Origin of the sequence: Micromonospora sp. NPDC050276 (assembly GCF_044459545.1) — a bacterium.
In the GTDB taxonomy this organism is placed as follows: domain Bacteria; phylum Actinomycetota; class Actinomycetes; order Mycobacteriales; family Micromonosporaceae; genus Micromonospora.
In genome coordinates this window covers 61,496-73,824 of record NZ_JBITJA010000007.1, presented here as the reverse complement: position 1 = coordinate 73,824, position 12,329 = coordinate 61,496, and the positions used below count along the sequence as shown (strand labels likewise).

At 73.3% G+C, this 12,329-nt stretch carries 8 protein-coding genes; 2 read left to right on the top strand and 6 right to left on the bottom strand.

Annotated elements, in window-relative coordinates; translation table 11 throughout:
• Positions 1-129: 129 nt before the first annotated feature.
• The 6 genes from ACIBF8_RS16755 to dapE all read right to left on the bottom strand — a co-directional run bounded on the left by ACIBF8_RS16755 (position 130) and on the right by dapE (position 10,573).
• Positions 130-333 carry a cold-shock protein gene (locus tag ACIBF8_RS16755; RefSeq protein WP_007464836.1) on the bottom strand — a complete coding sequence of 68 codons (204 nt, stop codon included), beginning with the start codon at positions 331-333 and terminating at the stop codon, positions 130-132.
• A 226-nt stretch (positions 334-559) separates the two neighbouring features.
• Entirely contained in the window at positions 560-3,994 is a 3,435-nt protein-coding gene (locus ACIBF8_RS16750) for an ATP-dependent helicase (RefSeq protein WP_396783879.1), read from the bottom strand.
• A 19-nt stretch (positions 3,995-4,013) separates the two neighbouring features.
• Positions 4,014-7,544, bottom strand: coding sequence for an ATP-dependent helicase (locus tag ACIBF8_RS16745; protein ID WP_396783878.1), 3,531 nt, complete (start codon positions 7,542-7,544; stop codon positions 4,014-4,016).
• Between the two features lie 177 nt (positions 7,545-7,721).
• A complete protein-coding gene (locus ACIBF8_RS16740; protein WP_396783876.1) occupies positions 7,722-8,267 on the bottom strand; it encodes a TIGR00730 family Rossman fold protein in 546 nt (181 codons plus the stop codon).
• On the bottom strand, positions 8,267-9,133 hold the full coding sequence (locus tag ACIBF8_RS16735; protein ID WP_396783874.1) for a TIGR00730 family Rossman fold protein: 867 nt from the start codon (positions 9,131-9,133) through the stop codon (positions 8,267-8,269). Before ACIBF8_RS16735 ends, ACIBF8_RS16740 begins: the two co-directional genes overlap by 1 nt.
• A gap of 366 nt (positions 9,134-9,499) precedes the next feature.
• On the bottom strand, positions 9,500-10,573 hold the full coding sequence (gene dapE / locus ACIBF8_RS16730; protein WP_396783873.1) for a succinyl-diaminopimelate desuccinylase: 1,074 nt from the start codon (positions 10,571-10,573) through the stop codon (positions 9,500-9,502).
• Positions 10,574-10,651: 78 nt separating this feature from the next.
• Between dapE and dapD the strand changes: the two genes are divergently transcribed.
• Entirely contained in the window at positions 10,652-11,611 is a 960-nt protein-coding gene (gene dapD / locus ACIBF8_RS16725; RefSeq protein WP_396783872.1) for a 2,3,4,5-tetrahydropyridine-2,6-dicarboxylate N-succinyltransferase, read from the top strand.
• Between the two features lie 140 nt (positions 11,612-11,751).
• Positions 11,752-12,309 carry a sugar O-acetyltransferase gene (locus tag ACIBF8_RS16720; RefSeq protein WP_396783871.1) on the top strand — a complete coding sequence of 186 codons (558 nt, stop codon included), beginning with the start codon at positions 11,752-11,754 and terminating at the stop codon, positions 12,307-12,309.
• The last annotated feature ends 20 nt before the right edge of the window (positions 12,310-12,329 follow it).

Sequence of the window (12,329 nt, the reverse complement as noted above, 5' to 3'; positions counted from 1 at the left end):
GAACCGAAGGGAGTACAGGCCGGCCCGCCGCCGGGCCGCCGCCTGCGGAGGCAGGCGGCAGCGGGGCGGGCCGGTCCCGTCACCGTCACACCCGGAGGGCGCGACAGGTAATGCTGACCGATCCGAAGATCAGAGCGGGCGGATGTTCTCCGCCTGCGGGCCCTTCTGGCCCTGGGTCACCTCGAACTCGACCCGCTGGTTCTCGTCCAGGCTCCGGTAGCCGGAGGACTGGATCGCCGAGAAGTGGGCGAAAACGTCGGCGCCGCCGCCGTCCGGGGTGATGAAGCCGAAGCCCTTGTCAGCGTTGAACCACTTCACGGTGCCAATAGCCATGTGTTTCGTCTCCTTGACGGAACGTCGGACACGCACTTGTTGCGTGCCCGAAGAGGAGCGCTCCGCGCGGGGATGCGCGAATCGCCTGTCGCTTCTGGTCGCCCCGCCCGGAGAACTCCGGACACAACAAAGAGCGCCTGGGGCCACAATCCCGCCAGGCGCACACAGAGTCTCTGGTAACCAAAACTGCAACCCGGTCAACCTACCACGGTTTTCCCCGCAGCGGTCAACTTCGGGCGGAATCCTCGGGCAACTGGGCGATCATGGCGGTGAGCCCCGTCACGTCCAGCAGGTCGGCGGGCCGGACCGTCACCCCGTGCCGAACGTAGTGGAACGCCGCACCCACCCGGTCGACCGGCACACCGGCCAGCTCCGCCCAGGCCAGCCGGTACACGGCCAGCTGCACGGCGGCCACGTCCGCCGCCGGCCCGGTGGCCTGCGCGCCAGTCTTCCAGTCGACCACGTCGAACCGACCACCCGGCCGGGCGAAGACCGCGTCCATCCGGCCCCGCACCACCACGCCGGCGATCACCGTGGCGAACGGCACCTCCACCTCCACCGGTGACCGGTCGGCCCACTCGCTGGCCAGGAACCGCTCCTGAAGCTCGACCAGAGCCTCGTCGGGTGCCGCATCGGCGTCGGCCGCGCCGGGCAGCTCGTCCAGGTCCAGCAGGCGGTCGGCGCCGAAGCGCTGCTCCAACCAGGCGTGGAAGGCGGTGCCTCGACGGGCGTACGGGTTGGGTTCGGTCGGCACCGGGCGACGCAGCGTACGGGCCAGCGCCGCCGGATCGCGCCGCAACGCGACCAGCTGGGTGACGCTCAACTGCCCGGGCAGAGCCACCTCGACCGCACCGGAGAGCCGGGTCAGCTCGGCGCGTTCGGCCAACAGCAGGTCCGCCTCGCGCTGCCAGCGCGCCACCTCCGGATCCACCTCCGGCTGGACCGGCTCCACCGGGTCGGCCGTCGACCCGATCGCCGCCGCCGGCCCGGGAAGCACCGGCCCCACCGGCCCGGGGAGCGCCGATGCCGGGCCGTCGGCCATCAGGCGACGCACCAGCCCGGCCGCCTCGGCCAGCGCCGGCCGGCGACCTCCCAGCGGGTCGGCCGGCCACTCCGCGCGCAGCACCACCTCGGCCGTGGGGTTCGTCGCGTCCGGGGTCGGTTCCGGCGCCCACGCGTCGATCAGGTGTCCGGGCCCGCCGTCGAGGCAGGCGTCGTACACCTCGCGCAGGAAGACCGACGGACCTCGCGGTCGCTTCGTGCCCTCCCCCCACCAGTAACCGGAGCAGAGCAGCAGCCGGCGCGGGCGGGTGACCGCCACGTACGTCAGCCGGCGTTCCTCCCGCTCGTCGTGGGCCCGCCACGCGTCGGTGAAGTCGGTCACCGCCCGCGCCACGGCCCGCTGGTCCCCCGCCTCGTCGAGCGCCAACTCGGGCAACCCGTCGGCGTCGCCACGCAGCGGGAACGGCAGCACACCCAGCCCACCCAGCCAGTGGTCGGAGTTGCGGACCGGCCCCGGCCACAACCCACGACTGAGCCCGGCCACCGCCACCACGTCCCACTCCAGGCCCTTGGCGGCGTGCGCGGTGACCACCTGCACCGCGCCCTCCACGACCTCGACCTCACCCGGCGCCAGACCACGCTCCTCGTCCTCGGCGGCGGCCAGGTAGGACAGGAAGCCGGACAGGGTCGCGCCGGGCGTCTCTCCGCTGAACCGGGCCGCCACGTCGCCGAGCGCGTCCAGATGCCCCCGGGCCAGGCCGGCGTCGCCGGCGCCGTCCCGGCCGGCCCGCACCGCGACCTCCACGTCCAGACCGATGGTCCGCTCGATGTCCGCGATCAGGTCCGGCAGCGCCTGATCCAGTCGGTAGCGCAGCAGCGCCAACTCCCGGCCGTACGCGCGCAGCCGCGCGAAGCCCTCCGCCGAGTACGCCTGCGCCGGCCCGAGATCGGCCAACGCCTCCACCAGGGTCGCCTCGTCCAACAGGTCGGGGCTGATCTCCGCGGTCTCGTCGGCGGCCACCTGACGCCGGGCGTTCGCGATGGCCCGAGCCCGTCGGTGCAAGGCCACCAGGTCACGCGGCCCGATCCGCCAACGGGCGCCGGTGAGCAACCGCAGCAGCGCGGCGCCGTCGGTCGGGTCGGCCAACACCCGCAGCGTGCAGACCACGTCGCGTACCTCGGGGGTGTCCAGCAGGCCACCCAGCCCGACCACCTCGACCGGAAGGCCACGCTCGCGCAGCGCCGACTCGATCGCCGGGATCTGGCTGCGGACCCGGACCAGCACGGCGGTCGTCGGACGTTGGGCCACCGGGATGTGCTCCGGGGCCGCTCCCGGCATCCGGGCCGCGCCACGCCAGGCGGCGAGCACGCTGTCCGCGATCCAGTCGGCCTCGTCGGCGTACGTGGGCAGCAGCGCGCAGTGCACCGTGCCGCCGGCCGCGCCACCCGGGCTGCGGTGCGGGATCGGATCCCGGACGGTCAACGCGGAGCGCAGCTCCGGCACCCGGGCACCCGCCGCCCGCAGCGGAGTGGACAGCGCGTTCGCCACCCGGAGGATCTCCGGGCGGTTGCGCCAGCTCGTGGTGAGCCCCAGCGCCGGGGCCGGCTGACCGTCGGCGCGGGCGAACTCGGTGGGGAACCGGTCCAGTGTGCCGGCGCTGGCCCCCCGCCAGCCGTAGATCGACTGGCACGGGTCGCCCACCGCGGTCACCGGGTGACCGCCACCGAACAGCGCGTTGAGCAGCACCACCTGGGCGTGGCTGGTGTCCTGATACTCGTCGAGCAGCACCACCCGGAAGCGGTCCCGCTCGATCTCACCGACCCCCGGATGGTCCCGGGCCACCCGGGCCGCCCGCGCCAGCTGGTCGGCGAAGTCCATCGCCTCGAAGTCCTCCTTGCGCCGGGCGTACGCCCGCACCAGCGGCAACAGGCGCAGCCGGGTCTGCTGGAGGGTGAGGGCCTTGCGTACGTCGGCGTACACCCGACCCGGCCGGGACTGCACCTCGGCGAAGAACCGACCGGTCCAGGCCGCCAGCTGGTCCGGCGCGACCAGATGCTCGTCCAACTCGCCGGCGAGCGCCAACACCGCGTCGGTGATGGTGCTCGGCATCCGGTCCACCTCGGACATGTCGCCGTCGTAGTTGCGCACCAGCAGGTCGACCAACTGCCAGCGGGACGCCTCGGTGAGCAGCCGGGTCGACGGCTCGTAGCCGGCCCGCAGCCCGTGCTCGGTGACGATCCGCCCCGCGTACGAGTGGTAGGTGGAGACGGTGGGCTCACCCGCGAGTGGATCGTCCAGCGGGTCTCTCCCCTGCCGGCCGAGTCGACGGATCAGCTGGTCCAGCCGGGTCCGTACGCGATGGGCCAGCTCGCCGGCCGCCTTGCGGGTGAAGGTCAGCCCGAGGATCTGCTCCGGCCGCACGTACGAGTTGGCCACCAGCCAGACCACCCGCGCGGCCATCGTCTCGGTCTTGCCCGAACCGGCACCCGCGACCACCAGCAGCGGCTCCACCGGGGCGGCGATGATCGCGGCCTGCTCCCGGGTGGGCGCCGGCAACCGCAGCAGCTTGGCCAGCTCCACCGGCGTGTACCGGGGGCCGGAGTCCGCGAGCCGGGGCGTCGGCGCGGGACCCGCGCCGAACAGGGTGGGCTGACTCATGACTGCGGGGCTCGCAAGCTCACTCCTCGCCCTCACGGGTGCGTCGGACGGTTGGCGGCTCGACGACCTGGCGCCCCTGCCCGGAGACCGGGCAGCTGGTGCGCACCGGACAGACCCGGCACTTCGAGTTGGCGACCGCGGCGAACGTGGCGGCTGCCATCGTATCGGCGGTCCGCCGGACCAGCGCCGTCGCCCATCCGGCCGCCGGCCCTTCGCTGGCCGCCGGTTGACTCTGCTCCCGGGCGTCCTTGGCGGACGTCCCGAGCTGCACCAGCGCGGCACCCCCGGACTCGTCACCGAACTCGGCGAACGCGCCCGCCTCCACGGCCGCCTGGTAGGCGCCGAGCTGTGGGTGCTCCGCCAGGTCGGTGCCGGTGACCGCGGTGGACTTGCCGGTCTTCAGGTCGATCACCACGAGCCGTCCGGCCTCGTCGACCTCCAGCCGGTCGACCCGACCGGTCAGGTCGACGGGCCGGTTCGGGTCGTCCAGCCGGACCGCGAACTCGTGCTCGATGGCGAGTAACCGACGCGGGTTCGTGGCCAGCCAGCGCAGCAGCTTGTCGACCATCGCCTCGGCGCGCTCCCGCTCCGGACCGGCCATCCACCGGGCCGCCAGCTCGATCGCGTCGAATCGGGCGGCCACGTAGTCGAGCAACGCGCCGCGGTCGGCGCTGGCGTCCTCGGCGAGCATCGCGGCGGCGTGCACCAGGTTGCCCACCCCCTGCGCCGTGCTGGTCGGACCGCTGCCGCCGTGCCGTTCCAGCAACCAGCGCAGGCTGCACCGCAGCGCGCTCTCCATGGCCGACGGGGTGACCCGCACCGGCTCTCCGTCGTCGACGAGCGGCCGGTCGTCGGAGAGTGCCCGCAACCCCCACCAGTCGTCCGGGTGCGCACCGGGCACCCCGGCGGCGGCGAGCCGCGCCAGCTCGGCCGCCGCCGCGCGCCGCCGGGCCACCGGGGCAGCCGGGTCGGTGATGGCGGTACGCAACTCCGCGACCAGCGCCGGCAGGGTGAGCGCCCGGGGCGGGCGGGTCACCGGCAGCGCCCCGGGCCGGTCCGGCTCCTCGTCGCCGGTCTCGCCCGCCGCAGCGCCCCGGGCACCGCCGGACGACGGATCGGTGCGCGGACCGGGCGGCGAGCCGGGTGGGTCGGGCGGGTTGCTCGGCGGGGTGCTCGGCGGGGTGCTCGGGCCCAGCTCGTGCAGGAACCGGCTGGGCTGCTCCTCGTGATCGTCGCCGCCGACCGCGGCCGATGCCACGGCGCTGACCAGCAGCCGGTGCCGGGCCCGGCTGATGGCGACGTGGAAGAGCCGCCGCTCCTCGTCCAGCAACGCCGAGGTCTGACCCACCACGTTCGCCGCGGTCGCGCCGTCGACCGACCGGCCGGCCAGCACGTCGACCAGCCGCTCGGAGCCGAGCAGGCTGCCGCGCAGCCGCAGGTCCGGCCAGATGCCCTCCTGCACGCCGGCCACCGCGACCAGATCCCATTCCAGGCCCTTCGCGGCGTGCGCGGTGAGCAGGCGTACCGCCGCACCCCGGTCGGCGGTCGGGGCGATGGTGTCGGCCGGCAGGTCCTGGGCGAGCACGTGGTCGAGGAAGACCTCGGTGCGGGCACCGGGCAGCCGGTCGGTGAACCGGGCCGCCGCGTCGAAGAGCACCAGCACCGCGTCCAGGTCGCGGTCAGCCGCCTCGGCCCGACGTCGCCGAGCCAGGTCGCCCTCGCCGGCTTCCGGGCGCCCCTGGTTGATCGCCCCGGCCCACCGTTCGGCGAGACCACTGGCCTGCCAGACGGCCCAGAGCACGTCCTCGGCGGTGGAACCCGGCCGGGCGGCGGCTTCGCGTGCGATGGCCAGCAGCCCGGCCACCGCCTGCGCCGGCTCCGCCCAGCGCCGCTCGATACCGGCCAACTCCTCCGGATCCTGTAACGCCTCGACGATCAGCTCCCCGGAGGGGCGCCGGTCGCCGCCGGCCAGCGCGAGCGCGCGCAGGCCCTGCCGCAGCCGTCGCTCGGCCAGCGGGTCGGCGCCGCCCAGCGGCGAGTGCAGCAGCGCGACCGCCGCCTCCTCGTCGAGTCGCTCCGGTTCGAGCGCGCAGCGCAGCAGGAGCAGCAGCGGCGCAACCGCCGGTTGCAGGTGCAGGGGCAGATCCTCGCCGTGCACCACGGTGGGTACGCCGGCAGCGTGCAGCGCCCGACGCAGGGTGGGCAGCTGCAACGCGGTGGACCGCACCAGCACCGCCATCCGCGACCAGGGCACGCCGTCGAACAGGTGGGCCGAGCGCAGCGCGTGGGCCAGCCAGGCGGCCTCGCTGGTCGCCGAGCGGAACGTGTGCACCTCGACCACGCCGGGCGGCGCGTCCGGCAGTGGGCGCAGCCGACGGTGCGCCGCCGGACCACGCAGCCGGCGGCCCAGCCGGGCGATCGCCGCGAGCAGGCCCGGCCCGGCCCGGTACGACGTGGTCAGCAGCACCTGCGCGGCCGGCGCCCCGGAGGCTGTCCGGAACCGGTGCGGGAACGTCGTCACCCCGGCCGGGTCGGCACCGCGGAAGGCGTAGGTGGAGGAGTCCGGGTCGGCGAACGCGACGAGCGACTTGCCGCCACCCGCGATGACCGAGAGCAGCTCCAGCTGGGCGGGGTCGGTGTCGGCCAACTCGTCGAGGTAGACGTGAGCGAGCCGGCGGCGCTCGGCGGCCAGCAACTCCTCGTCGTCGCGCAGTAGGCCGGTGGCCGCCCGGACCAGCTCCGCCGGGTCGTACGCGATGGAACCCCGGTTGCTGACGTCGCGCAGCGCGAGCACGGCGACGTACTCCCGGAGGAAGCGGGCGGCGGCCGGCCAGTCGGAGCGGCCGAGCTTCTCACCAAGCCGGGCCAGGTCCATCGGGCCCACCCCACGCTCGGCGGCGCGCATCAGCAGGTCGCGCAGCTGAGCGGCGAACGCCCGGGTGCGCAGGGCGGGGCGCAGGTCGGTCGGCCAGCCGACCGGGTCGTCCTCGGGGTCCTCCGGCTCGTCGCCGACCACGTCCAGCAACTCGCGGATGATCAGATCCTGCTCGGGACCGGTGAGCAGCCGGGGCGACGGTTCGCCCCGCTCGGCCGCGGCGCGGCGGAGCAATCCGAAGGCGTACGCCGGGAAGGTGCGCACCAGCGGCTCGCGCAGCACCCGGTGGCCGTCCTGGGCGACCCGGGCCTCGATGCGCTGCCGCAGCGCGGTGGCGCCTCGGCGGCCGAAGGTCAGCACCAGGATCCGTTCGGGGTCGACCCCCTCGGCCACCCGGGCGGCGACCGCCTCGACCAACGTGCTGGTCTTGCCGGTGCCCGGGCCACCGAGCACGAGCATCGGCCCGTCGGTGTGCCCGACCACCTCGGCCTGCACCGGATCGGCCCGCCAACCGCTGCCGCCGACCGCCAGCTCAGGCTCGGCCACGCGATCGGGCCCGCCCGGCGCGCCGACCCCGGCCGCAGACCGTCCGGCGGGCACGGAAGCGTCGCCCGGCGTCGCCCCGTCCCCCCGCGCCGGCCCTCCGGGCCGCCGCACCAACCGGTACGCCTGCATCAGCTCATCCCATCAGACCCCTACGACACCGACCAAACGCCAGAACCCACCCACCCAAACCCCACCCACCCCGTCGATCATGAAGTTAGCGGCGCGACACGCCGACAGCGACGTCGCCAACTCCATGATCACCGCGAACGGGCCGGGAACCGGCCCGGACCGGGCCGGGGTGGGCGGTCAGGTTAGGCGGGACTCCAGGACGTTCAGGGCTTCGGAGACGGTGGTGGTCACCGTCAGGAGGTCGCGGCCGGCGGGCTTGAGGAAGGTCTGGTCGGTCAGCGCGTCGAGCCAGTCCAGCAGGGGGCGGTAGAAGCCGTCGGTGTCGATCAGCACCATCGGCTTGGCGTGCAGGGCGAGGGTGGCGGTGGTCCACACCTCGAACAGCTCGTCGAGGGTGCCCAGCCCTCCGGGCAGGGTGAGGAAGGCGTCCGACTTGTCGATCATCAGGGTCTTGCGGCTGGCCATCGAGTCGGTCACCAGCAACTCGTCCGAGGCCAGGTCGGCGACCTCCAGATCGACGAGCGACTGCGGGATCACGCCCACCGTGCGCCCACCGGCGGATCGGGCGCCGTCCGCCACCGCGCCCATCATGCCGACGCAGCCGCCGCCGCTGACCAGCGTGTGGCCGCGCCGGGCCAGCTCCGCGCCGGTCTCGGCGGCCAGGTCCAGCCAGCGCTGGTCGAGGGTACGAGAGGAGGCGCAGAAGACGCAGATCGCCGCCATCAGTTGTGGTCCCGCGGCTGCTCGGCGGCCTGTTCGGCGGCGGCCTGCTGGTCCGCCCCGGTACGGGCGACGGCCTCCGCGCGGACCGCCTCCTGCTCGGCGGAGAGCAGGGCCTCCGCCGCGACGATGTGCCGGACCGCCTCGTTGACGTCGTCGGTGAGACAGATCAGGTCCAGGTCGACCGGCCCGATCTTGCCGGTGGCGGCCATCGTGTCGCGCAGCCAGTCGAGCAGGCCGCGCCAGTAGGCGGCACCCATGAGCACCACCGGGAACCGGGTGACCTTGCCGGTCTGCACGAGGGTGAGCGCCTCGAACAACTCGTCCATGGTGCCGAACCCGCCGGGCAGCACCACGAACGCCTGGGCGTACTTGACGAACATCGTCTTGCGGGCGAAGAAGTAGCGGAAGTCGATGGGCAGCTCGACCCACTCGTTGATGCCCTGCTCGAACGGAAGCTCGATGCCGAGCCCCACGGACAGCCCACCGGCCTCGCTGGCCCCCCGGTTGGCGGCCTCCATCACCCCGGGCCCACCTCCGGTGATCACGGCGTAGCCGGCTCGGGCCAGCGCGCCACCCAACTGCTCGGCCAGCCGGCACTCGACGCTGTCCGGCCCGCTGCGCGCGGAGCCGAAGACGCTGACCGCCGGTGGCAGGTCGGCGAGGGTGTCGAAACCCTCGACGAACTCGGAGAGGATGCGCAGCGCGCGCCAGGCGTCCTTGCTCTTCCAGTCGCCCCGCCCCCGGGAATCCAGCAACCGCTGATCGGCGGTGCCGCTGGTGATCGCTCCTCTGCGCAGCGTGACCGTACCGCGCTGCCGCTCCTGTCCGGGGCTGCGACCGGCCTCCCGCCCGTTGCTCTGGCTCATGGGGCAACCGTAGTGGAGCAGCACCGGCCGGGTGCGCGGGGAGCGAACGCCGAGAAATAGTTCGGGATCATGGGCAACTATTCGGCCTTGCCGTACGTCTTACTATTCACATACCGGGTATGCCCCGGCGCGCGCCTTCGGGGGAGGAGACAGCGTGATCAGCAACAGCGAGATGATCCGGATCCGTCGCCAGATGCAGCGACGGATCCGAGACGTGGTGGCCGAACGCCGCCGCACCCGAGATCTGAACCCCTCCCCCGCCTCCCCCACCCCATCGGGAGCCGATCAAGAGGTTTGCGTCGCCGACAACGGGCCCGGCTGACGCAAACCTCTTGATCACCGGAAGGGCCGGCGAGGGGGCCGGGGCTAGGCGGGGGCTAGCCAGCGGTGCAGGGTCGCCGCGCCGTCGCGGATCTTGCTGATCTCGACGTGCTCGTCCTTGTGGTGGGCCAGGTTGGGGTCGCCCGGGCCGAAGTTCAGCGCGGGGATGCCCATGGCCGCGAACCGGGCCACGTCCGTCCAACCCAGCTTGCCGATCGGCGCGGCGCCGACCGCCGCCAGGAACTCCTTCGCCGGGGCCGCCTCCAGCCCCGGGGCCGCGCCGGCCGCCGCGTCGGTCACGGCCAGCTCGAATCCCGCGAAGACCTCCCGCAGGTGCGCCTCCGCCGCCACCGGGTCGCGATCCGGGGCGTACCGGTAGTTGACCTCGATCTCGCAGTGGTCCGGGATCACGTTCCCCGCGACGCCGCCGGTGATCCGGACGGCGTTCAAACCCTCGCGGAAGTCGCACCCCTCGATGGTGACCCGCCGCCCCTCGTACGCCTGGAGACGCCGCAGCACCTCACCGGCCGCGTGGATGGCGTTCACGCCGTGCCAGGACCGCGCCGCGTGCGCCCGCTCACCCGTCGTCGTCACGATGGCCCGCATGGTGCCCTGGCAGCCCGCCTCGACGATGCCGTACGTCGGCTCCAGCAGCACCGCGAAGTCCGCCTCCAGCCACTCGGGGAACGCCTGCGCGACCAGGTTGAGCCCGTTGTACCGGGACTCGATCTCCTCGGCCTCGTAGAAGAAGTACGTCACGTCGTAGCGCGGCGCGGGCAGCGTCACCGCCAGGTGCAGCGCGTACGCGGTGCCGGACTTCATGTCGGAGGTCCCGCAGCCATACATCAGGTCGCCGCGCATGGTCGACGGAAAGTTGTTGTTCAACGGCACCGTGTCGAGGTGCCCGGCCAGCACGACACGCTGCGACCGGCCGAGGTCGGTGCGGGCCATCACCGTGTTGCCGTGCCGGTGGGTCGTCAGGTGCGGTACGCCCCGCAGCACCTCCTCGACACAGTCGGCGATCGCCTTCTCGTTCAGGGACACGGACTCTATGTCGACCAGAGCGCGGGTTAGCTGCACCGGATCTGCGAGGACCTCGGGGGTCAGCGGGTTCTCCATGGTTCGCACGGTACCTTCAGGTCTGTCAGCGCGAGGAGCGAGCCGAGGCCAGCCCGGCCGCGACCGAGAGGTGTAACAGTGACGTCCGCAGATTCCGCGTGGGGCATCGGCCTGGCCACGGTCACCGCAGACGAGCAGGTGCTCGACACCTGGTACCCGACCGGCAAGCTGGGCCTGGGCGAGCTGCCGCTGGTCGCCGGCGAGGACAAGGCGGACGTGCTCGACCTGCCGCCGGCCGCGCTCGGCGACCGGCCCCTGCCCGGTCTGCGTACCGTGCAGGTGGTCACCGTGATCGGCTCGCTGGACGACCCGATCAAGGACGCCTCGGACGCGTACCTCCGGTTGCACCTGCTGTCGCACCGCCTGGTGCGACCCAACCAGCTCAACCTGGACGGCATCTTCGGCAAGCTGGCAAACGTGGCCTGGACCTCCGCCGGGCCGTGCCCGCCGGAGCGGGTGGACGAGCTGCGGGTGATCGAGCGGGCCGCCGGCCGCCACCTGGCGGTGTACGGGGTGGACAAGTTCCCCCGGATGACCGACTACGTGGTGCCCTCCGGGGTGCGGATCGCCGACGCCGACCGGGTGCGCCTCGGCGCCCACCTGGCCGCCGGCACCACCGTCATGCACGAGGGCTTCGTGAACTTCAACGCCGGCACCGTCGGCACCTCGATGGTCGAGGGGCGGATCGTGCAGGGCGTGCTGGTCGGCGACGGCTCCGACATCGGCGGCGGTGCCTCCATCATGGGCACCCTCTCCGGCGGCGGCACCGACAAGATCAGCATCGGCGAGCGGAGCCTGGTCGGCGCGAACGCCGGCGTCGGGATCTCGCTCGGCGACGACTGCGTGGTCGAGGCCGGTTGCTACATCACCGCCGCGTCGAAGATCACTCTTCCGGACGGCCGGGTGGTCAAGGCCCGGGAGTTGTCCGGCGTCGACGGGCTGCTGTTCTGGCGCAACTCGGTCACCGGCGGGCTGGAGGCCCGTCCGCGCACCGGCCGGGGCATCGAGCTGAACGTCGCGCTGCACGCCAACGACTGACGCCCCGCCCGGTGATGTCCGGCTTACCTACGAGAGGTGCATTGACCTCCGTCAGTGCTGCATACCGGGTATGCAACATAGGGGTCGAAAATATGACGGACCCGCCAACCCCGAGGGATTCGGCGGGCATCATCGACCGGGTGACCTCCATGAAGGACCGCATGCTCGCCGGCGAGCCGTACCTCGCCGACGATCCCGAGATCATCGCCGACCTGGACCGGGCCGCCCGGCTGATGGAACGCTTCAACACCAGCCCCGCAGCCGATCCGCGGGCCCGCCTCGCGGCGCTGCGCGACCTCCTCGGCGAGCTGGGTGAGGGCACCTGGGTCCGGCCGCCGTTCTACTGCGACTACGGCTGGCAGATCCGCATCGGGCCACGCAGCTTCATCAACTACCACGCGGTCTTCCTCGACGTCGCGCCCATCACCATCGGTGCCGACGTCCAGATCGGACCGAACGTGCAGCTGCTCACGCCGACCCATCCGGTGGAGCCCGGCCCACGCCGCGACAAGTGGGAGGCGGCCAAACCGATCACCCTCGGCGACAACGTCTGGCTCGGCGGCGGCGCCATCGTGCTGGCCGGCGTGACGATCGGCCCGAACACCGTCGTCGGCGCCGGCGCGGTGGTCACCCGGGACCTGCCCGCCAACGTGGTGGCGGTCGGCAACCCGGCCCGGCCGGTCCGGGAACTCGACTAGGTTGCGGTATCAGCCGTAGC

What these genes read in the sequence shown, in the direction of transcription:
- ACIBF8_RS16750 (WP_396783879.1), bottom strand. Translation starts at nt 3,994, where the DNA reads ATGAGTCAGCCCACCCTGTTCGGCGCGGGTCCCGCGCCGACGCCCCGG.
- ACIBF8_RS16740 (WP_396783876.1), bottom strand. Translation starts at nt 8,267, where the DNA reads ATGGCGGCGATCTGCGTCTTCTGCGCCTCCTCTCGTACCCTCGACCAG.
- ACIBF8_RS16755 (WP_007464836.1), bottom strand. Translation starts at nt 333, where the DNA reads ATGGCTATTGGCACCGTGAAGTGGTTCAACGCTGACAAGGGCTTCGGC.
- dapE (WP_396783873.1), bottom strand. Translation starts at nt 10,573, where the DNA reads ATGGAGAACCCGCTGACCCCCGAGGTCCTCGCAGATCCGGTGCAGCTA.
- ACIBF8_RS16745 (WP_396783878.1), bottom strand. Translation starts at nt 7,544, where the DNA reads ATGCAGGCGTACCGGTTGGTGCGGCGGCCCGGAGGGCCGGCGCGGGGG.
- ACIBF8_RS16735 (WP_396783874.1), bottom strand. Translation starts at nt 9,133, where the DNA reads ATGAGCCAGAGCAACGGGCGGGAGGCCGGTCGCAGCCCCGGACAGGAG.